General features: G+C 70.6%; 22 protein-coding genes. 14 read left to right on the forward strand and 8 right to left on the reverse strand.

From position 1 onward, the window contains the following. Position 1: 1 nt before the first annotated feature. Positions 2 to 793 carry a metal-dependent hydrolase gene (locus ACIQM0_RS10175; RefSeq protein ID WP_401285438.1) on the reverse strand — a complete coding sequence of 264 codons (792 nt, stop codon included), beginning with the start codon at positions 791 to 793 and terminating at the stop codon, positions 2 to 4. A gap of 182 nt (positions 794 to 975) precedes the next feature. On the opposite strand from ACIQM0_RS10175, the gene ACIQM0_RS10180 reads away from it, so the two are divergent. Together ACIQM0_RS10180 and ACIQM0_RS10185 are read left to right on the forward strand one after the other, a co-directional pair. Next, positions 976 to 3,489, forward strand: a complete 2,514-nt coding sequence (locus ACIQM0_RS10180) for a DEAD/DEAH box helicase (RefSeq protein ID WP_401285440.1) — start codon at positions 976 to 978, stop codon at positions 3,487 to 3,489. Positions 3,490 to 3,535: 46 nt separating this feature from the next. Then, a complete protein-coding gene (locus ACIQM0_RS10185; protein ID WP_385038762.1) occupies positions 3,536 to 4,417 on the forward strand; it encodes an acyl-CoA thioesterase in 882 nt (293 codons plus the stop codon). Positions 4,418 to 4,447: 30 nt separating this feature from the next. Here ACIQM0_RS10185 and ACIQM0_RS10190 read toward each other — a convergent pair whose 3' ends face one another. After that, positions 4,448 to 4,660, reverse strand: a complete 213-nt coding sequence (locus ACIQM0_RS10190) for a DUF6011 domain-containing protein (RefSeq protein WP_363023815.1) — start codon at positions 4,658 to 4,660, stop codon at positions 4,448 to 4,450. A gap of 100 nt (positions 4,661 to 4,760) precedes the next feature. Then, complete coding sequence (locus ACIQM0_RS10195; protein WP_401285442.1) at positions 4,761 to 5,198, reverse strand: hypothetical protein; 438 nt, start codon at positions 5,196 to 5,198, stop codon at positions 4,761 to 4,763. A 172-nt stretch (positions 5,199 to 5,370) separates the two neighbouring features. Here ACIQM0_RS10195 and ACIQM0_RS10200 point away from each other — a divergent pair, with 172 nt between their 5' ends. Next, positions 5,371 to 5,943, forward strand: coding sequence for a helix-turn-helix domain-containing protein (locus ACIQM0_RS10200; protein WP_401285801.1), 573 nt, complete (start codon positions 5,371 to 5,373; stop codon positions 5,941 to 5,943). Between the two features lie 13 nt (positions 5,944 to 5,956). After that, positions 5,957 to 6,481: a GNAT family N-acetyltransferase gene (locus ACIQM0_RS10205; RefSeq protein ID WP_401285444.1), complete on the forward strand. Its 525-nt coding sequence runs from the start codon at positions 5,957 to 5,959 to the stop codon at positions 6,479 to 6,481. Positions 6,482 to 6,493: 12 nt separating this feature from the next. Here ACIQM0_RS10205 and ACIQM0_RS10210 read toward each other — a convergent pair whose 3' ends face one another. Beyond that, positions 6,494 to 7,312: an amidohydrolase family protein gene (locus ACIQM0_RS10210; protein WP_401285446.1), complete on the reverse strand. Its 819-nt coding sequence runs from the start codon at positions 7,310 to 7,312 to the stop codon at positions 6,494 to 6,496. 54 nt (positions 7,313 to 7,366) lie between these two features. Between ACIQM0_RS10210 and ACIQM0_RS10215 the strand changes: the two genes are divergently transcribed. Together ACIQM0_RS10215 and ACIQM0_RS10220 are read left to right on the forward strand one after the other, a co-directional pair. Further along, positions 7,367 to 8,371, forward strand: a complete 1,005-nt coding sequence (locus ACIQM0_RS10215; protein ID WP_401285448.1) for an Lrp/AsnC family transcriptional regulator — start codon at positions 7,367 to 7,369, stop codon at positions 8,369 to 8,371. A 55-nt stretch (positions 8,372 to 8,426) separates the two neighbouring features. After that, positions 8,427 to 8,915 carry a glutathione peroxidase gene (locus ACIQM0_RS10220; RefSeq protein ID WP_363023754.1) on the forward strand — a complete coding sequence of 163 codons (489 nt, stop codon included), beginning with the start codon at positions 8,427 to 8,429 and terminating at the stop codon, positions 8,913 to 8,915. Positions 8,916 to 8,969: 54 nt separating this feature from the next. Here ACIQM0_RS10220 and ACIQM0_RS10225 read toward each other — a convergent pair whose 3' ends face one another. After that, positions 8,970 to 9,368: a hypothetical protein gene (locus ACIQM0_RS10225; RefSeq protein WP_401285450.1), complete on the reverse strand. Its 399-nt coding sequence runs from the start codon at positions 9,366 to 9,368 to the stop codon at positions 8,970 to 8,972. A 151-nt stretch (positions 9,369 to 9,519) separates the two neighbouring features. Further along, positions 9,520 to 10,749 (reverse strand): acyl-CoA dehydrogenase family protein, encoded by a 1,230-nt coding sequence (locus tag ACIQM0_RS10230; protein WP_401285452.1) that lies wholly within the window; start codon positions 10,747 to 10,749, stop codon positions 9,520 to 9,522. 172 nt (positions 10,750 to 10,921) lie between these two features. On the opposite strand from ACIQM0_RS10230, the gene ACIQM0_RS10235 reads away from it, so the two are divergent. After that, positions 10,922 to 11,572, forward strand: a complete 651-nt coding sequence (locus ACIQM0_RS10235) for a TetR family transcriptional regulator (protein WP_363023749.1) — start codon at positions 10,922 to 10,924, stop codon at positions 11,570 to 11,572. A 21-nt stretch (positions 11,573 to 11,593) separates the two neighbouring features. Here the strand turns inward: ACIQM0_RS10235 and def are convergent, their stop codons facing one another. Beyond that, complete coding sequence (def, locus tag ACIQM0_RS10240; protein ID WP_401285455.1) at positions 11,594 to 12,148, reverse strand: peptide deformylase; 555 nt, start codon at positions 12,146 to 12,148, stop codon at positions 11,594 to 11,596. Positions 12,149 to 12,614: 466 nt separating this feature from the next. On the opposite strand from def, the gene ACIQM0_RS10245 reads away from it, so the two are divergent. From ACIQM0_RS10245 to ACIQM0_RS10265, 5 genes are all read left to right on the forward strand, one after another. Then, a complete protein-coding gene (locus ACIQM0_RS10245) occupies positions 12,615 to 13,853 on the forward strand; it encodes a MurT ligase domain-containing protein (RefSeq protein WP_073736190.1) in 1,239 nt (412 codons plus the stop codon). 34 nt (positions 13,854 to 13,887) lie between these two features. Beyond that, on the forward strand, positions 13,888 to 14,616 hold the full coding sequence (locus ACIQM0_RS10250) for a glutamine amidotransferase (RefSeq protein ID WP_363023745.1): 729 nt from the start codon (positions 13,888 to 13,890) through the stop codon (positions 14,614 to 14,616). 143 nt (positions 14,617 to 14,759) lie between these two features. After that, on the forward strand, positions 14,760 to 15,785 hold the full coding sequence (locus ACIQM0_RS10255) for a 6-phosphofructokinase (protein WP_401285458.1): 1,026 nt from the start codon (positions 14,760 to 14,762) through the stop codon (positions 15,783 to 15,785). Positions 15,786 to 15,904: 119 nt separating this feature from the next. Beyond that, the gene (locus ACIQM0_RS10260) at positions 15,905 to 16,855 is read left to right on the forward strand and encodes a cytochrome c oxidase assembly protein (protein WP_363023743.1); all 951 of its coding nucleotides are present in this window, start codon (positions 15,905 to 15,907) and stop codon (positions 16,853 to 16,855) included. 66 nt (positions 16,856 to 16,921) lie between these two features. Continuing rightward, a complete protein-coding gene (locus ACIQM0_RS10265; protein ID WP_037778359.1) occupies positions 16,922 to 17,080 on the forward strand; it encodes a hypothetical protein in 159 nt (52 codons plus the stop codon). Between the two features lie 47 nt (positions 17,081 to 17,127). Here ACIQM0_RS10265 and ACIQM0_RS10270 read toward each other — a convergent pair whose 3' ends face one another. Continuing rightward, complete coding sequence (locus ACIQM0_RS10270) at positions 17,128 to 17,496, reverse strand: SSI family serine proteinase inhibitor (protein WP_401285461.1); 369 nt, start codon at positions 17,494 to 17,496, stop codon at positions 17,128 to 17,130. Between the two features lie 866 nt (positions 17,497 to 18,362). Between ACIQM0_RS10270 and ACIQM0_RS10275 the strand changes: the two genes are divergently transcribed. Both ACIQM0_RS10275 and ACIQM0_RS10280 read left to right on the forward strand, forming a co-directional pair. Beyond that, positions 18,363 to 19,901, forward strand: a complete 1,539-nt coding sequence (locus ACIQM0_RS10275; protein WP_401285463.1) for an endo-1,4-beta-xylanase — start codon at positions 18,363 to 18,365, stop codon at positions 19,899 to 19,901. A 148-nt stretch (positions 19,902 to 20,049) separates the two neighbouring features. Further along, on the forward strand, positions 20,050 to 22,806 hold the full coding sequence (locus ACIQM0_RS10280; protein WP_401285802.1) for a glycoside hydrolase family 48 protein: 2,757 nt from the start codon (positions 20,050 to 20,052) through the stop codon (positions 22,804 to 22,806). Positions 22,807 to 22,833: the final 27 nt, after the last annotated feature.

Raw genomic sequence — 22,833 nt, forward strand, 5'->3', positions numbered from 1 at the left:
GTCAGATGAGGTTCATCGCGGCCGCGCCGCCCACTCCCCCGAGCACCATGAACACCGGCATCAGCACCTTGATCTCCACCCAGCTGCCGGCCCGGAAGCGCATCGCCTTCGGCGGGCCGATGGGGTACCAGCGCTTGCGGCCCACCGGGATCGGCCAGAGGATCGGGCAGCCGGAGACGGTCAGCGCGTCGCCGATGTCGTGGACGAGAGCGCCCAGCACGATCGGCAGCCCGAGCCAGAGGTACTCCTGACCGGGGGCGTCGAAGAGCCAGTCCGAACCGTTGCCCGGCTTGTCCAGGACGCCCGCGAGGATCCACGCGCTGGTCGCGCCGAGCAGCCACACCAGGACGTCACTGGACACCCGGGCGGCCCGCCACAGCAGCCCCTCGACGGCCAGCACCAGGTGGACGAAGAGGATGCCCAGCACCGCCCACCGGCCGCCGGTGATCGCCGCGGCGGAGGCCCCGGCACCGATCAGGACCGCCCACAGCCAGGTGTGGGTCAGGGTCCGGTGGCCGCCGCTGCGGTTCGAGTCGCCCCGCATCTTGGTGGCCTTGTAGACGGCGTGCGAGAGCGTGTCGACTATCTCGCAGAGGCCTCGGGAGATCGGCCCGAAGGCGCGCGAGATCGTCGCCGACTTGTGGTCGAGATCCGGTGCCAGCGCGGCGCCCGCGGTGATCAGCGCGCCGACGACCAGGACGGGCCACGGCATGGCGTGGCCCGCGGCTGCCGCAGCCGCGCCCACCCCCAGCCAGGCCGCCGCCCCTGACAGAGAGTGTGCCGGTCCCATCATGACTGTTTCCGCCCCCGTAGGTATTGACCAGTTATTGACAAAAAGTTGACAGGTGTTGCCGCGTCCGGGCTCGGGCCACCGCCGTTGCGGTGCGGCCGAGTTGAGAGGGCAGCGTATCGTCCGTGATCTTCGTGCGATCCTCCGGTTCCCTCATCCGGGCGGAAGGCAGGCAAGATGGGGGCGTGACCCTAATCGATCAGCTGCCCCCGACCGACGACCCCGACGCCCTCTTCGAGGCATTCTCGTCATGGACCGAGACGCAGGGCATCACCCTCTATCCCGCTCAGGAAGAGGCGCTGATCGAGGTGGTCTCCGGGGCCAACGTGATCCTTTCCACCCCCACCGGCTCCGGAAAGAGCCTGGTCGCGGCCGGTGCGCACTTCACGGCTCTGGCCCAGGACAAGGTCACCTTCTACACCGCGCCGATCAAGGCGCTGGTCTCGGAGAAGTTCTTCGACCTGTGCAAGATGTTCGGCACGGAGAACGTCGGCATGCTCACCGGCGACGCCTCGGTCAACGCCGACGCCCCGGTGATCTGCTGCACCGCCGAGGTGCTGGCCTCCATCGCGCTGCGTGACGGGAAGTACGCGGACATCGGCCAGGTCGTGATGGACGAGTTCCACTTCTACGCGGAGCAGGACCGCGGCTGGGCCTGGCAGATCCCGATCCTGGAGCTGCCGCAGGCCCAGTTCATCCTGATGTCGGCCACCCTCGGCGACGTCAGGATGTTCGAGGAGGACCTGACCCGCCGCACCGGCCGGCCCACCTCCGTGGTGCGCTCGGCGACGCGTCCGGTCCCGCTCAGCTACGAGTACCGGCTGACGCCGATCACCGAGACCATCACCGAGCTCCTGGACACCCGGCAGTCGCCCGTCTACATCGTGCACTTCACGCAGGCGTCGGCCGTCGAGCGGGCGCAGTCGCTGATGAGCATCAACATGTGCACCAAGGAGGAGAAGGAGAAGATCGCCGATCTCATCGGCAACTTCCGCTTCACCACCAAGTTCGGCCAGAACCTCTCCCGTTATGTGCGGCACGGCATCGGGGTGCACCACGCGGGCATGCTGCCGAAGTACCGCCGGCTCGTGGAGAAGCTCGCGCAGGCGGGTCTGCTGAAGGTGATCTGCGGTACGGACACGCTCGGCGTCGGCGTCAACGTCCCCATCCGCACGGTGCTGTTCACCGCGCTCACCAAGTACGACGGCACCCGGGTGCGTACGCTGCGCGCCCGTGAGTTCCACCAGATCGCGGGCCGGGCCGGGCGGGCGGGCTTCGACACGGCGGGCTTCGTCGTCGCCCAGGCCCCCGAGCACGTCGTCGAGAACGAGAAGGCGGTCAAGAAGGCAGGCGACGACCCGAAGAAGAAGCGCAAGGTCGTCCGCAAGAAGGCGCCCGAGGGCTTCGTGTCCTGGTCGGAGAGCACGTTCGACAAGCTGATCCAGTCCGATCCGGAGCCGCTGACCTCCCGTTTCCGGGTCACGCACACCATGCTGCTGTCCGTCATCGCACGTCCCGGCAACGCCTTCGAGGCGATGCGGCACCTGCTGGAGGACAACCACGAGCCGCGCCGGGCGCAGCTGCGCCACATCCGCCAGGCCATCGCCATCTACCGCTCGCTGCTGGACGGCGGCGTGGTGGAGCGGCTCGACACCCCGGACGCGGAGGGCCGCATCGTGCGGCTCACCGTCGACCTCCAGCAGAACTTCGCGCTGAACCAGCCGCTGTCCACGTTCGCGCTCGCCGCGTTCGAGCTGCTGGACGCCGACTCGCCCTCGTACGCGCTGGACATGGTCTCGGTGGTGGAGTCGACGCTCGACGACCCGCGTCAGATCCTCGCCGCCCAGCAGAACAAGGCGCGCGGTGAGGCGGTCGGGCAGATGAAGGCCGACGGCATCGAGTACGAGGAGCGGATGGAGCTCCTGCAGGACGTCACGTACCCGAAGCCGCTGAGCGAGCTGCTGTGGCACGCGTACGACGTCTACCGCCAGAGCCACCCGTGGGTGGGTGACCACCCGGTGTCGCCCAAGACGGTGGTCCGCGACATGTACGAACGCGCCATGACCTTCACCGAGTTCACCTCGAACTACGAGCTGGCCCGGACCGAGGGCATCGTGCTGCGGTACCTCGCGGGCGCCTACAAGGCGCTGGAGCACACCATCCCGGACGACATCAAGTCCGAGGACCTGGAGGACCTCATCGCCTGGCTCGGCGAGATGGTCCGCCAGGTCGACTCCAGTCTGCTCGACGAGTGGGAGCAGCTCGCCAATCCCGAGGTGGAGACGGCCGAGCAGGCGCAGGAGCGGGCCGACGAGGTCAAGCCGGTCACGGCCAACGCCCGCGCCTTCCGGGTGCTCGTCCGCAACGCGATGTTCCGCCGGGTCGAGCTGGCCGCGCTGGACCGGGTCCGCGACCTCGGTGAGCTGGATGGCGGCTCGGGCTGGGACGAGGACGCGTGGGGCGAGGCGATGGACGCGTACTGGGACGAGTACGAGGAGCTGGGCACCGGTCCGGACGCCCGCGGGCCGAAGCTGCTGAAGATCGACGAGGACGCCGAGCACGGTCTGTGGCGGGTCCGGCAGACGTTCGCCGACCCGAACGGCGACCACGACTGGGGCATCAGTGCCGAGGTCGATCTCGCCGCGTCCGACGAGGAGGGCCGCGCGGTGGTCCGCGTCACCTCCGTGGGCCAGTTGTGAGGGCGTCCGTACCGACGGCGCCGCCGCGAGAGTGGAGACGAACAGCATGACGAACCCCGCCGAGCGCCTGGTCGACCTGCTCGACCTGGAGCGGATCGAGGTCAACATCTTCCGCGGCCGCAGCCCGCAGGAGTCCCTGCAGCGGGTCTTCGGCGGGCAGGTGGCCGGGCAGGCACTGGTGGCGGCCGGCCGCACCACCGACGGGGACCGGCCGGTCCATTCGCTGCACGCCTACTTCCTGCGTCCGGGCCGTCCCGGGGTGCCGATCGTCTACGACGTCGAGCGGATCAGGGACGGCAGGTCCTTCACCACCCGCCGGGTGACGGCCGTGCAGCAGGGGCGCACCATCTTCAACCTGACGGCGTCCTTCCACCGGCCCGAGCCGGCGGGCATCGAGCACCAGCTGCCGCCGGCGCGCGTGGTCCCGGACCCGGAGGAGCTGCCGACGGTCGCGGAGGAGGTCCGCGACCATCTCGGCGCGCTTCCCGAGGCGCTGGAGCGGATGGCGCGGCGCCAGCCGTTCGACATCCGCTACGTCGACCGGCTGCGCTGGACGCAGGAGGAGATCAGGGACGCGGACCCGCGCAGCGCGGTCTGGATGCGAGCGGTCGGCCCGCTGGGCGACGACCCGCTCATCCACACCTGTGCGCTGACGTACGCGAGCGACATGACGCTGCTGGACGCGGTACGGATCCCGGTGGAGCCGCTGTGGGGGCCGCGGGGCTTCGATATGGCATCGCTGGACCACGCGATGTGGTTTCACCGTCCGTTCCGGGCCGACGAGTGGTTCCTGTACGACCAGGAGTCGCCGGTGGCGACGGGCGGGCGCGGTCTGGCGCGCGGCCGGATCTACGACCGTGCCGGGAATCTGCTGGTGTCCGTGGTGCAGGAGGGGCTGTTCCGGCGGCTGGGCGAGCAGCCTTCCTGACGGCTCGGGCGCCGGAGCGCGCCTGACGGCTCAGGTCCCGGGCAGCGGGTCCTGCTCGGCCACGCGCCGGCGGGTGCGGATGTCGGGCGGCGCCGGGTGCAGTTTGGCGTCGCAGGCGGGGCCGAGACCGGTGCGGCGCGAGGCCGTACCGGTCAGCGGGCGCCCGCACAGCCGGCAGCGCACCTGGCGGCGGCCGGTGGCCGCGGTGGTACCGGGCAGCGGTTCGGCGTCGGTCGCGGTCAGCGCTTCGAAGGACTCCACCCCCCGATCCTCTCAGGATCCCGGCGCTCGTGCGGCGACTCGCGGTCGGCTCGCAGCGCCCCGAGGGCGCCCTGCCGCACTGTCAGAAGTCCTCCGCCCTCCGGGGTCCCGCGCAGAGCGCCCAGATGATGAAGACGTCGATGGCGATGAGCACGATGGACCACAGCGGATAGTGGGGCAGCCACATGAAGTTGGCGAGCGCCCCGAGCCCGGCCAGGACGACGCCGACGGCGCGCGCCCATACGGCGCCGGTGAACAGCGCGAGGCCGGCGAGGACGATGACGATGCCCAGGACGAGGTGGATCCAGCCCCAGCTGGCCAGGTTGAACTCGAACACGTAGTTGCGGGTGGCGACGAAGACGTCGTCCTTGGCGATGCCGGAGATCCCCTGGAAGATCGCCATGATCCCGCCGAAGATCATCAGAACCGCGGCGAAGACGGTCCAGCCCGCCAGAAAGGGGTGTCGTGGTTCCGCGGCGGTGCTGTGTGCCGCTCGCGGTTGGCTTCCGGTGCCGGCCATATCGGCCTCCTCGGGTAGCAGAACCACCCGGCGGGGCCCCACTGGCCCGGCCGGACCTCCCCCGGGACCCAGCCTCGCACGACAGCACCGGAACGGCAGCACGGCAGGTCGGCGGACAGGACTGCGCACCGGATTATCTCGGAACAGAGATATCATCTCTTCTGTGAGAGAGATGGGGAACGCCGAACCGGGCAGCGTCGATGCCAGGCTCGCGGAACGGCTGGGCGAACTCCGCGCGGAGCGCGGCTGGTCGCTGGAGGAGCTGGCGCACCGTACGGGGGTGAGCCGCTCGACGCTCTCGCGGCTGGAGCGCGGCGAGCTGAGCCCGACCGCCGCCCTGCTCGGCCGGCTGTGCACCGTGCACGGGCGGACCATGTCGCGGCTGCTGCTGGAGGTGGAGGCGGAGCCACCGCGGCTGGTCCCCGCCGGGCGCCAGCCGGTGTGGCGGGACGAGGAGTCCGGCTTCGTGCGCCGTTCGGTCTCGCCGCCTCATGCCGGACTGCGCGCGGAGGTCGTCGAGGGGGTGCTCGACGCTGGCGCCTCGATCGCGTACGAGAATCCGCCCGTCCCCGGTCTGGAGCAGCACATCTGGGTCCTGGAGGGAACGGTCGAGATCACCGTGGACGACATCGTGCACACCGTCAGCACCGGCGACTGCCTGCGGTTCCGGCTCCGCGGCCCTTCGCGTTTCCACTGTCCGGGCCCGGCGAGGGTCCGTTACGCACTGATGATCGTTCTGCCGTGAAAGGACCTGTCGCATGACCGAGATCGTCCCGGTGTCCGGACCCGAACTGGTCACGTACGCCGATGAGCTGGCCGCACTCCTGGTGGAGACCGTGGACGCGGGAGCCTCCGTGGGGTTCCTCGCGCCGATGGACCGGGGCGCGGCCGCCTGCTGGTGGCGGGAGCGCGCCGCGTCCGTGGCGGCCGGCCACCATCAGATCTGGATCGCCCGGGACGGTGAGCGGATCGCCGGGACCATCGCTCTGGTCCGGGCGCCGCTGCCGAACGCCCGCCATCGCGCGGAGGTCGCCAAGCTGATGGTCCGTCCGTCGGCGCAGGGCCGGGGCCTGGGCCGGTCGCTGCTGGACGCGGTCGAGCGCTCGGCGGCCGAGGACGGCGTCACGCTGCTCGTCCTGGACACCGAGAGCGGCAGCCCCGCGGAGCGGCTGTACCGCTCCGCGGGCTGGACCGAGTGCGGCTCCATTCCGGAGTACGCCGGCGATCCTGCGGGGGTCCTCAAGCCGACCACGTTGTACTACAAGGCGGTCGGCTCCGCCTGAGCCGGCGCGGACTCAGGCGGCGAGTCCGTCGAGGTCCTTGCGGACGACGCCGTCCTTCATCACCACGAGGACGTTCGCGGGATCACCGAGGGCGCGGATGCCGTCGAGCGGGTTGCCGCGGGCTATGACGACATCGGCGCGCTTGCCGGGCTCCAGGGTGCCGGTCTCGTGGGCGATACCGAGGAGCTCGGCGGCCTCCGCCGTTCCGGCGCGCAGCGCGCCCATCGGGGTCATGCCGCAGTCGACGAGGTGGCCCAGCTCGCGCAGGTTGGTGCCGTGCTCGGCGATGCCGCAGTCGGTGCCCATGGCGACCCGCACCCCGCGCTCGATGGCGTGCGGGATGTGCTTGCGGGCGACCTCCTGCCAGTGCTTCTTCTTCGCGTACGCCCAGGGCGCCGCCCTCTCCGGGTCCGGGTCGGTGTGGGCGGTGGTGAGCGTCGGTACGAGGAACGTGCCGCGCTCCAGCATCAGGTCGATGGCCTCGTCGTCGATCTCGTAGCCGTGCTCGATGCTGGCGACCCCGCCCCGTACGGCGTTGAGGATGCCGCCCCTGCCCTGGGCGTGGGCGGCGACCTTCTTGCCCCGGTGCCCGGCGGCGATCTCCGTGATCGTGCGGATCTCGTCCTCCAGGAATCCGTCGTCGTCGGGCTGGTCGGTGGGGCTCCACACACCTCCGGTCGCGGCGATCTTGACGCAGTCGGCGCCCTGGTGAGGGTGGCGAAAGGCTGCTCCACGGGGCGCCTCCGGGGCGGGAAACTGGCTGGATCTGATGAGGTAGGGCGATGCTAATCTCCGATCATCAGGTGACCCTGAATTGCTTATCCCTGTCATAAATCACGATCCAATGCATTTTTTTCCCATAATGCTTCCCGATGCGGATCTCAGATGACCGAAAACCTGCCCTCGCTCAGTGAGCTCGATCTGGCCCTGGTCAACGCGCTGCAGATCAGTCCCCGCGCACCCTGGACCGAGCTGGCGAAGGCCCTCGACATCGACGCCGCGACCGTCGCCCGGCGCTGGGAGCGGCTGCGGACGGCGGGCCACGCCTGGGTGACCGCCTATCCGTTCGGTGGCTCGGGGGCCGGTGCGCTGATCGAGATCGACTGCGCGCCGGGACAGGCGGGCGCGGTGGCCGAGCTGCTGTCGGCGGACCCGCACGCGGTGACCGTGGAGCACGCGGCGGGCGGCCGCGACCTGCTGATCACGGCCATGGCCACCGGCTTCGGCGCGCTCTCGCGCTACATCGTGGACCGGCTCGGCACGATCCCCGGCATCACGGCGACCCGGGCCCATCTGGTCACCCGCAGTTACACGGAGGGAAGCGTCTGGCGGCTGACGAGCCTGAACCGCTCCCAGCAGGAGACGCTGGCCGCGTCCCGGCGATCGGCACTGGGCAGCTCCCAGCAGTCGCCCGAATACGCGGAACTGGTCACGGCGATCGGCGAGAACGGGCGGATGTCACTGAGCGAACTCGCGGAGACCCTGGACGTCTCGGTGAACACCGCGAGCCGCCGGCTGAACCGGCTGCTCGAATCGGGCCGGCTGGTGCTGCGCTGCGACCTGGCGCGTTCGCTGTCCGGCTCACCGGTCGCCGTGACCTTCTTCGGTACTGTCTCGCCGGAGCACCTGGACTCCACGGCAAGGGAGTTGGCGAAGCTTCCGGAGATCCGGCAGTGCCTCGGCCTGGCCGGTCCACAGAATCTGATCGCGACGGTCTGGGTGTCGTCGCTGGTGGATGCCCAGGATCTGGAGGTGCGTCTGGCCGCGGCCCTCCCCCATCTGCGGATCGCCGACCGGGCGGTCGCGCTGCGCGCGGTCAAGCTGATGGGCAGGCTACTGGATCCGGACGGCCGTGCGATCGGCTTCGTCCCGATGAACCTGTGGGCATAAGTAGGGACCTGTGGGCGTAAGAATGGTTGTGCAAGCCACTTACGAGGAGACCCTCATGACGCTGTACGACATCCCGCTCCACACCCTGACCGGCGAGCCGACCACCCTGGGCGCCTACCGGGGCCAGGCCGTCCTGCTGGTGAACGTTGCCTCCAAGTGCGGACTGACCCCGCAGTACGCCGGCCTGGAGCGGCTCCAGAAGACTTACGGCGACCGGGGGTTCACCGTGCTCGGCGTGCCGTGCAACCAGTTCGCCGGCCAGGAGCCCGGGAGTTCGGAGGAGATCCAGGCGTTCTGCTCGGCGACGTACGGGGTGAGTTTCCCGCTGCTGGAGAAGACGGACGTCAACGGTGCGGGCCGGCACCCGCTCTACGCGGAACTGACCCAGCTCGCGGACGCGGACGGCGAAGCCGGTGACGTCAAGTGGAACTTCGAGAAGTTCCTGGTCTCCCCGGCGGGCGAGCCCGTCGCCCGGCTCCGTCCCGCCACCGAGCCGGAGTCCCCGGAGCTCGTGGCCGCGATCGAGGCCCAGCTCCCCGGCTGAGCGGAAGCTGTCGGGTGACCCGCGACCGGACCGTCGCCGGTCGCCCGACGGCGCTCAGGCGTGGCTGAGCAGGAGCGAGCCCTTGGGGTAGGTGACCCCGCCGTCCACGTTGGCCACCTGAATGCTCACGGGCGTGCCTTCCTTGATGTTGCCGCTCTTCCACGGGCTGCAGTAGGGGGAGTTGTGACCGCGCGTGCTCACGGTCCGGTCCCAGGTCCCGTCGCGGCCGATGTCGAGCTTGACCTCTATGCCCCAGCCGTCCGCGGTCGTGTCGCAGGCGCGGATCGCGTCGCCGGGGATGCCGCTGTAGGGGTCGGGGTTCCATCCGCCGTATCCGCCGAAGGTCGCCTCGATCGTCTTCGGCGCGGCGGACGCCGTGCCCTGTGCCGCGACGACGAGCCCGAACGCGGCGACGGCAGCGGCCACGACACGTCCCGCGGTGAACTTCAGCATGGGTGGGTCCCCTCCATCAACCGGGCACGATCTTCACCGGGAATCTACAGGGGATGGCAGGTGCACAGCATCTGCCACGACAGCGCCCCGGCCCCCGCTCCTGCCGGTGCGGCAGGAGCGGGGGCCGGGGCGTGCGGGCCGGGACCGGGTGTCAGCGGATGGGCATCCCGGACAGCGTGCGGGCGATCACCAGGCGCTGGATCTCGCTCGTCCCCTCGAAGATCGTGTAGATCGCGGCGTCCCGGTGCATCCGCTCCACCGGGTACTCACGGGTGAAGCCGTTGCCACCGAGGATCTGGACGGCCTGCGCGGTGACCTCCTTGGCGGTCTCGCTCGCGTACAGCTTGGACATGGAGCCCTCCGCGGACTCGAACGGCTTGCCGGCGGCCGCCATCCAGGACGCGCGCCAGACCAGCAGCCGGGCCGCGTCGATCCGGGTGCGCATGTCGGCGAGCTGGAAGGCGATGCCCTGGTTGTCGATGATCGGGCGGCCGAACTGGGTCCGGGTCTTCGCGTAGTCGAGTGCGACCTCGTACGCGGCACGGGCGGTGCCGACCGCCATCGCGCCGACGGCCGGGCGGGACGCCTCGAACGTGGCCATCGCGGCGTTCTTCACGCGCTCGCCACCGCCGGAGGCGGCACGCTCGTGGGCCCGTGCGAGGCGCTGGTCGAGCTTCTCCTTGCCGCCGAGCAGGCAGTGGCCCGGGACGCGTGCGTCCTCCAGGACGACCTCCGCGGTGTGCGAGGCCCGGATGCCGTGCTTCTTGAACTTCTGGCCCTGGGAGAGCCCGGGCGTGTCCGGCGGCACGATGAAGGAGGCATGCCCCTTCGAACCGAGCTCCGCGTCAACGACCGCGACCACGACGTGGACGTTGGCGATGCCGCCGTTGGTCGCCCAGGTCTTGGTGCCGTTGAGCACCCACTCGTCCTTGGCCTGGTCGTACACCGCGCGGGTGCGCATCGAGGCGACGTCGGAGCCGGCGTCGGGCTCGGAGGAGCAGAAGGCGGCGACCTTCACATCGTTGGCGTCGCCGTACATCTGCGGGATCCAGGTGCCGATCTGCTCCTCGGTGCCGTTGGCGAGGACACCGACGGCCGCCAGGCCCGTGCCGACGATCGACAGGGCGATGCCCGCGTCACCCCAGAACAGCTCCTCCATCGCCACCGGGATGCCGAGGCCGGTCGGGTCGAAGAACTGCTGGGCGTAGAAGTCCAGGGAGTAGATGCCGACCTTGGCCGCCTCCTGGATGACGGGCCAGGGCGTTTCCTCACGCTCGTCCCACTCCGAAGCGGCCGGACGGATCACATCCGCGGCGAAGCCGTGAAGCCAGTCACGGACCTGCTTCTGGTCGTCGTTGAGCTCGAGCGTGAACTCGGCCATATTCCCCTCCACGTACTGCCGTGAAAAACTGTTCGTTACTTGCGGTAACAACAGTCTGTTACCGGCAAGTAGCCTCTGTCAACCGGTCAGCCACAGATCCGCGCACCGCTGGGCAGGGTGTTACGTTGCGCAGGCAGGACGGACAAGCACGGCCAGGGGTGGGAGAAACAGCATGGAGACCACACGACAGGCCGAGCGCCAGCGGACCGCGGCCGGGCGCCGCCGCCGCGAGCTGCTCGAGGCCGCCGACCGCGTGGTGCTCAGGGACGGCCCGGGGGCCTCGATGAACGCCATCGCGGCGGAGGCCGGGATCACCAAGCCCATCCTCTACCGGCACTTCGGCGACAAGGGCGGCCTCTACCGCGCCCTGGCCAAGCGGCACACCGACGCACTGCTCAGCGCACTGCGGGCGGCGCTCGACGCCCCCGCCGACCGCCGCGCCCGGGTTGAGGCGACACTCGACACCTACCTCGCCGCGATCGAGGCCCGCCCCCAGGTCTACCGGTTCCTGATGCATCCGTCCGACGACGCGGCGCCCTCGCCCGAGCAGGGCTTCGACGTGGGACGCCACTCGGCCCCGCTGCTGCGCCGACTCGGGGAGGAGCTCGCCGCGGTCATCGCCGAGCGGGTGGACCTCGGGCCGGACAGTCAGGTCATGGCCCGGATATGGGGCCACGGCATCGTCGGCATGATGCACGCCGCGGGCGACTGGTGGCTGGGTGAACGCCCCTGCACACGGGCCCAGTTGGTGAGCAGCCTGGCCGATCTGCTGTGGGGCCGGCTGTCCGCGGCGGGCGACCGCCCCGGCGGCCCCGGGTTCTGAGCCCCCGACGCCGCCACCCGGTCAGCCGGTACGCCCCCAGGGCGCCCGGCGGGCCGCGCGCAGGGCGCGCGTCCGACGCAGCCCGGTCAGCCGGTCGGTGTAGACGGTGCCGTCGAGGTGGTCGCACTCGTGCTGGAGGCAGCGGGCGAAGAACCCGGTGCCGCTGACCCGGACCGGCTCCCCCTCGACCGTGACCCCCTCGACGACCGCGTGGTCGAAGCGGGGCGTTCCGGCCTCGATGCCCGGCAGCGAGAGACAGCCCTCCGGGCCCCGCACGGTGATGCCGTCGGCCTCGACGAGCGTGGGGTTGACGAGGTGTCCCAGGTGCCGGACGTCCTCGTCGTCGGGGCAGTCGTAGACGAACACCCGCAGCGGTACGCCGACCTGATTGGCCGCCAGCCCGACGCCCTGCGCCGCGTACATCGTGGCGTACATGTCCTCGACCAGCCGGGCGAGCGAGGGCCCGAAGTCCGTGACCGGTTCGCAGGTGCCGTGCAGCACGGGGTCGCCGAGCAGACTCATGGCCCGGACACGTCCGGAACTGCCGGGGATCGGGCGGTTTCGCATGGCGGACATCGTACGGTCCGCTGGAGCGTCGAACAGACAACCGCCCGTGGGACGGCTGCGCCCAAGCGGGACCGCCGTCGCCCGCCGCCGCAGCCGGGGTGACCTCGGTCACGCCGACCGCCTCACGGAGTCGCCGCCCCGCACATTTCCCCGCCCCGCGGGCGGCGGACGAGCCCCACCGGCGCCCCGGAGCGGACCCCGCGCCGCAGGGAACGGGTGTGTGGAGTGAGACATGACGGGCAGTCAGGCCTCTCGGCCCCTCCGGCATGACCCCGGCACCGCGACATGGCCGAGGTCCCGTCCGCGAGGAACCACGCCCCTCCTGAGCTCCTTGACCGAGGGATTTTCGGCATGGTGTTACTTCACCCGCCCCACATTCCACCGGAACTCCACGTCCCGAGCGGTGCCGCCGTGCCTCCGGCGCGCCGGACATCGATAGGCTGGGCGCGGACCGATGCAAGGAGGATCTAGGACGATGGCAGGCAACACGGAGCCGTTGTCGCCGCGGGCCAAGCTGGCCGTGACGGCGGGCAAGGCCGCTGCGGCGGTGTCGCGGGCAGCCGGGCGGGGCAGCGGATCGGTGATCGGCGGCCGGGTGGCGCTCAAGCTCGACCCCGACCTGCTCGGCAGGCTGGCACAGCACCTGGACGTGATCCTGGTGTCGGCGACGAACGGCAAGACGACCACGACCCGGCTGATCGCCGAGGCACTGCGGGCCGCCGGCCCGGTCGTGTCGAACGCGCTCGGCGCCAACATGCCCGCGGGCATCACCTCGGCCCTGGCCGGCGGCTCGGACGCGCAGTACGGCGTGATCGAGGTGGACGAGAAGTACCTCGCCGGGGTCGCCCGCGACACGACGCCCAAGGTGATCGCGCTGCTCAACCTCTCCCGCGACCAGCTGGACCGGGCCGCGGAGACCCGGATGCTCGCCGAGAAGTGGCGCGAGGGGCTGTCCGGCTCGAAGGCCGTGATCATCGCCAACGCCGACGACCCGCTGATCGTCTGGGCCGCGTCCTCCTCCCCCAACGTGGTGTGGGTCGCGGCCGGCCAGGCGTGGAAGGACGACGCCTGGTCCTGCCCGTCCTGCGGCGGTGTGATGCAGCGCCCCGGCGACGACTGGTTCTGCGGCGAGTGCGGTTTCCGCCGCCCGCCCCCCAGCTGGGTGCTGCACGGTGACTACGTGCTGGACCCGCACGGTTCGGCCTGGCCGATCCACCTCCAGCTGCCCGGCCGTGCCAACAAGGCCAACGCCACCAGTTCGGCCGCCGTGGCGGCCGTCTTCGGAGTACCGCCCCAGGTCGCCCTGGAGCGGATGTACCACGTGCAGGCCGTCGCCGGCCGCTACGACGTGGTCACCTTCCTCAACCGTGAGCTGCGGCTCCTGCTGGCGAAGAACCCGGCGGGCTGGCTGGAGACCTTCTCGCTGATCGACCCGCCGCCCACCCCGGTGATCCTCTCCGTCAACGCCCGCGGCGCCGACGGCACGGACACCTCCTGGCTGTGGGACGTCGACTACACCCAGCTCGCGGGTCACCCGATCTTCGTGCTCGGCGACCGCAAGCTGGACCTCGCGGTCCGGCTCGAAGTGGCCGGTCTCGACTTCCGGGTCTGCGAGAACCTCGACGAGGCCGTGCAGCAGGCACCTCCCGGCCGTATCGAGGTCATCGCCAACTACACCGCCTTCCAGGATCTGCGCCGTCGTGTCGGCAACTGACCCCGGCCCCGGGCCCCTCCGGAGAGGACGAAGCATGAGCAACAACAGCCTGCGGCTGGTGTGGGTCTACCCGGACCTGCTGAGCACCTACGGCGACCAGGGCAACGCCCTGGTGGTGGAGCGCCGGGCCCGCCAGCGCGGTCTCGACGTGTCGCGCGTCGACGTCCGCAGCGACCAGCCGGTTCCCACGTCGGGCGACATCTATCTGATCGGCGGCGGTGAGGACCGTCCGCAGCGGCTCGCCGCGGAGCGGCTGCGCCGCGACGGCGGTCTGAGCAGGGCGGCGTCCAACGGCGCGATCATCTTCTCGGTCTGCGCCGGCTACCAGATCCTCGGCCACGAGTTCGTCAACGACCTGGGCGAGCGCGAGCAGGGCCTCGGACTGCTCGACGTGGTCTCCACCCGCGGCGAGGGCGACCGCTGCGTCGGCGACGTGCTCGGGGACATCGACCCGCACCTCGGGCTGCCGCCGCTGACCGGTTTCGAGAACCACCAGGGCGTCACCCATCTCGGGCCGACGGCACGCCCGTTCGCCCGGGTGCAGTTCGGCCGGGGCAACGGCACCGGCGACGGCACGGAGGGCGCGTACAACGACACCGTCTTCGGTACGTACATGCACGGGCCCGTGATGGCGCGGAACCCGCTGATCGCCGACCTGCTGCTGAAGCTGGCGCTCGATGTGAACGCGCTGCCGCCGACCGACGACCGCTGGTACGAGGCGCTGCGCGCCGAGCGGATCGCGTCGGCGACACAGCCCGCCTGATGAGGCGAAATTCGCTCAGCTGAGCGGAGTCCAGCAGGCGGACGCCCGGTTCGGTCCCGCCACCCTGCGCCGGTAGGGTGGCGGGATTCCAGCCGGACGACGTGGTCCGGTCGTCGGCCCACGTTGCAAAGGTTTCCCGGGCAATGCGAATTGGTGTGCTCACCTCCGGTGGCGACTGCCCCGGCCTCAATGCGGTCATCCGTTCCGTCGTCCACCGTGCGGTGGTCGACCACGGTGACGAGGTCATCGGCTTCCACGACGGGTGGCGGGGCCTCCTGGAGTGCGACTACCGCAAGCTCGACATCGACGCGGTCGGTGGCATCCTCGCCCGTGGCGGCACGATCCTCGGCTCCTCCCGGGTCCAGCCCGCACACCTGCGCGGTGGCGTGGAACAGGCCAAGGGGCACGTGGCCGACCTCGGCCTCGACGCGATCATCCCGATCGGCGGCGAGGGCACCCTCAAGGCGGCCAGCCTGCTGTCCGAGGCGGGGCTGCCGATCGTCGGCGTACCGAAGACCATCGACAACGACATCGCCTCCACCGACGTGACGTTCGGCTTCGACACCGCCGTGGGCGTGGCCACCGAGGCCCTCGACCGGCTGAAGACCACCGCCGAGTCCCACCAGCGGGTCATGATCGTCGAGGTCATGGGCCGCCACACCGGCTGGATCGCCCTGCACTCGGGCATGGCGGCCGGCGCGCACGCCATCGTCGTCCCCGAGCGGCCCTTCGACATCGACGAGCTGACCGAGCTGGTCGGCCGGCGCTTCTCGGCCGGCAAGAAGTTCGCGATCGTCGTGGTCGCCGAGGGCGCGAAGCCGCGCGCGGGCTCCATGGAGTTCGAGTCGGGCGTCAAGGACGTCTACGGCCACGAGCGCTTCGCGGGCGTGGCCACCCAGCTCTCCATCGAGCTGGAGCAGCGCCTCGGCAAGGAGGCCCGCCCGGTGATCCTCGGCCATGTGCAGCGCGGCGGGACGCCGACCGCGTACGACCGGGTCCTGGCGACCCGCTTCGGCTGGCACGCGGTGGAGGCGGCGCACCGCGGCGAGTTCGGCATGATGACGGCGCTGCGCGGCACCGACATCACCATGGTCCCGCTCGCGGACGCGGTGGAGACCCTGAAGACGGTCCCGGCCGAGCGGTACGCCGAGGCCGAGTGCGTGCTCTGAACGACACCACCACCTGAGGACTGCCCCCGGCCGCAACCGCGGCCGGGGGCAGTTCTACTCTGGTCGGGACAACCGGCACGAAACGGGGACGTCCCGGCGACCCCATCAGGAGTGAACAGATGGATCACAGCGGGCACGGCATGAACATGGATCTGCCGCCGTTCACGCTGGGACGCGGGCTCCAGTTCTCCGCGGACCCGATCTTCCTGATCGGCTGCGTGCTCGCCGTGATCCTGTACGGATACGCGGTGCTGCGGCTGCGCAGGCGTGGGGACGCGTGGCCGGTCAACCGGATCGTCTTCTTCGTCATCGGTGTGCTGAGCATCGCCCTGGTGATGTGCACCAAGCTCAACGACTACGGCATGGTCATGTTCAGCGTGCACATGGTGCAGCACATGGTGATCAGCATGCTGTCACCGATCCTGCTGTTGCTGGGCGCACCCGTGACGCTCGCGCTGCGTGCGCTGCCGGTCGCGGCGCGTGGCCGGAAGGGGCCGCGCGAGCTGCTGCTGATGCTGCTGCACAGCCGGTACATGAAGATCATCACGCATCCGGTGTTCACGATCCCGCTCTTCATCGCCAGCCTGTACGGCCTGTACTTCACCCCGCTCTTCGACTACCTGATGGGCTCGACGGCCGGGCACCTCGTGATGATGCTGCACTTCCTCGGGGTCGGCCTGGTCTTCTTCTGGCCGATCATGGGCATCGATCCGGGGCCGCACCGCCCGGGTTATCTGATGCGGATGCTGGAGCTGTTCGCCGGGATGCCGTTCCACGCGTTCTTCGGCATCGCGCTCATGATGGCCTCCCAGCCCATGGTCGAGGTGTACAAGAACCCGTCGGCGTCCCTCGGCATCGACGCCCTGTCCGACCAGAACGCGGCGGGCGGGATCGCCTGGGCGTTCAGCGAGATCCCGTCGGTGCTGGTGCTGCTCGCCCTGGTTTTCCAGTGGTACCGCTCGGATCAGCGGACCGCGAAGCGCTCGGACCGGGCCGCGGACCGCGACGGAGACCAGGAGCTTCACGCGTACAACGCGTATCTCGCCTCGTTGCAGGCGCGCGGACAGTAGCGGTGGACACGCGTTCGGGGTGACGATGGCAGTCACGGCCGCGCGGCCGACGAGGAGCGTGCGCGCATGTCCGGATCCACGAAGACCATGGGAGTGCTCACCGTAGGGGCGCTGGTGACGGTGACCGGCTACACGGTGGCGCTGGGAAGCAACGGCTGGCTCTGGTTCGGCTGGGTGGTGCTGGGGCTGATAACGATCGGAATGGTGGCCACCCGCGAGACCTGAGCCGGGTGAGGCCTGGCCCGGCCGGGTCCAGGCCTCACCCGGCGGACTCAGAAGCGGAACACCGGGCCGGTGGCCGCGTCCATCGCGCACGCGCTGGGGAACGTGTGCTTCCAGTCGACGGCCTCACCCCGGGCGGTGACGGTCACGGGGTCGTGCTCGTGGGTGCACGGATGCGGACCACCGGCGAGGGCGTCGAAGTCGCCTTCCGCCTCGTCGAGGGCCGCGCAGGCGCCGGCCGCGTCGGGGTGCCGGTCCTCGGAACCGGGCGGGCAGTGCAGGACGAGCCCACGGATCCAGGTGTTCTCGCTGCCGGAGACGGTCAGGAGGATTCCCCGGTCCGGGGCCGGGGCGGCCACAGCGGGCACGGCCGCGCCGAGGGGCAGCAGGACGGCGGCGAGGACGGCGCGCACACGCATGCGGGGCTCCTGGGGTGAGCGTGCGGGAGTGACCGCGGCTTGCGGACTTGGCCAGACCATCCCGGCGCCGCCGCCGTGACAAGCCGCCGCGCCGCCCGCACCGCCTCCCGGTGGCGGGGCGGGTCCGGCCGGAGTACGGAGGGACCGGGCTCTGCCCGCCGCACACAAGGGCCCGTACACGTCGCGCAGGCCTTCGCGTACACCTTCGCGTACGGGGAACGGCACGCCCGGGGTACCTCGCGGCCCTCTCGTCCCTCGTACACCGAAGCAGCTGCCTGTCACTCTCCGTTGCGGGTGTGCACACGCGGCCCGATGCGTGTGAGGTTTGCCGTCCACCCGCACGCAAACACCCACCTCGCCCTCCGTTGCTGTGTCTCCTGGCAGGGACTTCTCCCCCGTTGGCCGCTCACCACACGGCACGCCCCTTCCCCTGCTCGCAGGCGTACGACGGCGGCGTCCGGGGCGGTCCGACACCGACGCACCTCGCCGAGAGGCACCTCCTCGGTCACCGAACGCATCCATCCAGAGCGTCACCACTCACGCTCCATCGGGGCTCCACGCAGCCGCCCGGACGCGATTGCGAACGCCCGCCACCGGGTGCGGTCGCCACGCCCGGAGGCCGTCAACCAAGCTTCACGCAGGGCCCGTTCGACGTGTGGCCGAGTTAACGCACTCTTAAGGCAGTTGTGATTTAAGTCTTGACAGGTGCCTATCACCACGCCACTTTGGGAGCGCTCCCACAATCAAGACCTGCACACTCCACTCCCTCCCTTCTCCCCCAATGCCGGGTGACGAGACGGGCGGTTCGGGGCGCAGCCGCGCTCCCCGTCCCGTTCCGCGCCGCCCGGCAGAGGAAGGCGTTTGTCATGAGCTTGGTGAAGCGCTGCAGGCACAGCCGCGCCGGGGTGGTCCCGGCCCTCCTGGTCGGCGCCCTCGCCCTCGCCACCACCCTGGTGGGCGGGCCGGCGACCGCGGCCCAACAGGGCACATTGCATGAACTCGCCGCCGCCCAGGGCAGGTACTTCGGCTCCGCCACCGACAATCCCGAACTGCCCGACGCCGCGTACGCGGCCATCCTGGGCTCCGAGTTCGGGCAGATCACCCCGGGCAACTCCATGAAGTGGGACACCACAGAGCCTGCCCAGGGCCGGTTCGACTTCGCCAAGGGCGACGTGGTCGCCGACTTCGCACAGCAGCACGGCCAGACCGTGCGCGGCCACACCCTCGTCTGGCACAGCCAGCTGCCCGGCTGGGTCGGCGCGCTGCCGTCGGCGCAGGTGGAGGCGGCGATGACGAACCACATCACCGAGGAGGTCACGCACTACCGGGGTGCGGTCGCCGCCTGGGACGTGGTGAACGAACCGTTCAACGAGGACGGGACCTTCCGCACGAGCCCCTTCCACACCGCCATGGGCAGCGACTACATCGCCACCGCCCTGCGCACCGCGCACGCCGCGGACCCGGACGCCCGGCTCTACCTCAACGACTACAACATCGAGGGGCTCGGCGCGAAGAGCGACGCGATGTACGCCCTGGCGAGCGAACTGATCGCCGAGGGCGTACCGCTGGACGGCATCGGGATGCAGGCGCATCTGGCCGTTCAGTACGGCTTCCCGTACCAGATGCGGGAGAACATGCGGAGGTTCGCCGATCTCGGCCTCGACGTCGCCGTCACCGAGCTCGACGTGCGGATGCGACTGCCCGCCGACGCGGCCAAGGTGACCACCCAGTCCTCCTACTACCAGCAGGTCGTCGAGGCCTGCCTCGCGGTCGAGCGCTGTGTGGGCATCACCGTGTGGGACTACACGGACAAGTACTCCTGGGTCCCGGGCACGTTCCCCGGTGAGGGCGCGGCCAATCTCTACGACGAGAACCTCGCGCCGAAGCCGGCCCACGACGCGGTACGGACCGCGCTGGGCGGCGGGGACGACGGTGGCGGGGAGGACGGTGACCCCGGCGCGCTGAAGGTGCGGTACCGCAACAGCGACGGCTCGGGTACCGACAACCAGATCAAGCCGGGCCTCCAACTCGTGAACACCGGCGGTACGGCGGTCAGCCTCTCGTCGGTGACGGTCCGGTACTGGTTCACGGGCGACAACGGGGCTTCCGCGTACAACAGTTGGTGCGACTGGTCCCCGATCGACTGCTCCACCGTGACCCACCGGGTCGTCGCCGTGGCCACTCCGGTGGCCGGCGCCGACCACTACCTCGAAGTGGGCTTCACCACCGGCACTCTGGCGCCGGGCGCCTCCACGGGCGAGATCCAGCTGCGCCTGAACAAGGCGGACTGGTCGAACTTCGACGAGTCCGACGACTACAGCCACGACAGCGGCACGTCATACGCCGACGCCGCCAAGATCACCGCCTATGTCGGGGGCGAGCTCGCCTGGGGCATCGAGCCCTGACCGCCGGCGCACCCCGCGTCCGCCTCCCCGCTCCTCCCCCGTCGCCGCTTCACATCCCTCCCCTCCGTCCCCCTCCCCAACGACACCCGCCACTGGAGGATTTGTGTCGATATCACGTAGAACATTCGGCAGCGCCCTGGGCGGCAGCCTGCTCGCCATGGGCCTGGCACAGGGCACCGCCGTCGCCGGGCCCGCCACCCCGGGTGCCGCCGGCGGCAGTGCCCGCGCCACGGCGGCCGACGACCCGTACACCCAGGCCTTCCTGACCCAGTACGGGAAGATCAAGGCGGCGGCGAACGGCTACTTCAGCCCGGAGGGTCTCCCGTACCACTCGGTCGAGACCCTGATGGTCGAGGCGCCGGACCACGGCCACGAGACCACGTCGGAGGCCGTCAGCTTCTGGATGTGGCTGGAGGCGGCGTACGGGCGGGTGACCGGTGACTGGGCCCCGTTCAACGCCGCCTGGACGGTGGCGGAGAAGACGATCATCCCGCGGCACGCCGACCAGCCGACCAGCGACGCGTACAACCCCGGAGCCCCCGCGACCTACGCCCCCGAGCACCCGCTCCCGGACGACTACCCCTCCGCCCTCGACGGCTCGGTCCCGGTCGGCACGGACCCGCTCGCCACCGAACTCGCCTCGTCCTACGGGACGATGGACATCTACGGCATGCACTGGCTGATGGACCTGGACAACGTCTACGGGTACGGCAACAAGCCGGGCACCGGCGGCGAGTCCGGTCCGGGCGCCGGGGCCTCGTACATCAACACCTACCAGCGCGGTGCGCAGGAGTCGGTGTGGGAGACGGTCCCGCAGCCCACCACCGACCTCTTCAACTACGGCGGTCCCAACGGGTACCTGGATCTCTTCGTCGGTGACGCGAGCTACGCCGAGCAGTGGAAGTACACCAACGCGCCGGACGCCGACGCCCGCGCGGTGCAGGCCGCCTACTGGGCGTTCCGCTGGGCCTCGGACCAGGGCAAGGGGAGCGAGGTCGCCGCCTCGGTGGCGAAGGCCGCCAAGATGGGCGACTACCTGCGCTACGCCATGTTCGACAAGTACTTCAAGCGGATCGGTGACTGCACCGACCCTGGATCCTGCCCCGCCGCGTCGGGCCGGGACTCCCAGCACTACCTGCTGTCCTGGTACTACGCCTGGGGCGGCGCCGCCGCGGGCAGCGGCGGCGGCTGGGCGTGGCGCATCGGTGACGGCGCCTCCCACCAGGGCTACCAGAACCCGCTCTCCGCCTGGGCGCTGTCCAACGTACCGGCGCTGACCCCCAAGTCGGCGACGGCCAGGGGCGACTGGTCCAAGAGCCTGACCCGGCAGCTGGAGTTCCTGACCTGGCTGCAGTCCAGCGAGGGCGCCTTCGCCGGCGGCTGCACCAACAGCTGGGACGGCGCGTACGGCGAGCCGCCGGCCGGGACGCCCACGTTCTACGGCATGGCCTACGACTGGCAGCCCGTCTACCACGACCCGCCGAGCAACAACTGGTTCGGCTTCCAGGCATGGGGCATGGAGCGCGTCGCCGCGTACTACTACGTCACCGGCAACGCGTCCGCGCGGGCGGTGCTCGCCAAGTGGGTCGCCTGGGCCTCCGGTGAGACGACGGTGGGCGCCGACGGCACGTTCCGTTTCCCCTCCACCCTGAGCTGGACGGGACAGCCCGACACCTGGGACGCGGCGTCCCCCGGGGACAACGCGGGCCTGCACGTCTCGGTCGTGGACTACGCCAACGACGTCGGCGTGGGCGCCGCGTACGTGAAGACGCTCACCTACTACGCCGCCAAGTCGGGTGACGAGGACGCCGCGGCGCTGGCCAAGGCGCTGCTGGACGCGATGGCGCTGAACACCACCGACAAGGGCATCTCGGTGCCGGAGACCAGGAAGGACTACAACCGGTTCAACGACGAGGTGTACATCCCGGCCGGATGGTCGGGCACGATGCCGAACGGCGACACCGTCGAACCGGGCGCGACCTTCATCGACCTCCGCAGCTGGTACAAGGACGACCCGGACTGGCCGAAGGTACAGGCCTATCTGGACGGCGGCGCCGCGCCCTCGTTCACCTACCACCGCTTCTGGGCGCAGGCGGCACTCGCCCTGGCCTTCGCGATCTACGCGGAGCTGCTGGTGGAGGGCGGCGGAACCGGCGGCGACACCGAGGCGCCGACGGCACCGGCCGGGCTCACCGTGACCGCGACGACCAGCAGCAGCGTGTCGCTGTCCTGGTCGGCCGCCACCGACAACGTCGCGGTGACCGGCTACGACGTGTACCGCAACGGGGTGCTGGCGGGCAACGCGAGCACCCGGACGTTCACCGACGCGGATCTCGCCGCGGCCACCGAGTACAGCTACACCGTCGCGGCCCGGGACGCGGGCGGCAACACCTCGCCGCTGTCGGCCGCGGTCACCGCCACCACGAAGTCCGGCGGCTCCTCCGGCACCGGTGCGGTGAAGGTCCAGTACAAGAACACCGACTCCTCCGCCACCGACAACCAGATCCGGATGGGCCTCCAGGTCCTGAACACGGGCAGCGCCCCGGTCGACCTGTCCACGGTGACGGTCCGGTACTGGTTCTCCTCCGACGGCGGCGCGAGCACCTTCGGCACGTACTGCGACTACGCCGCGCTCGGCTCGGCGAACATCACCCACAAGGTGGTCGCCGCGACCGGCGCGAAGACCGGCGCCGACCGGTATCTGGAGGTCGGCTTCACCGGTGGCGCGGGCACCCTGGCCGACGGCGCCTCGACGGGCGAGCTCCAGCTGCGCCTCAACAAGAGCGACTGGTCGAACTTCAACGAAAGTGACGACTACAGCCGCGCCACCGGCACCGTGTACGGCGACGCGTCGAAGGTCGCGGCGTACGTGGGCGGGGCACTCGCCTGGGGGATCGAGCCATGAGCGACTACCGCGTCAGAAGCACGGCGG

Source organism: Streptomyces sp. NPDC091387 (genome assembly GCF_044756945.1).
Classification (GTDB): domain Bacteria; phylum Actinomycetota; class Actinomycetes; order Streptomycetales; family Streptomycetaceae; genus Streptomyces.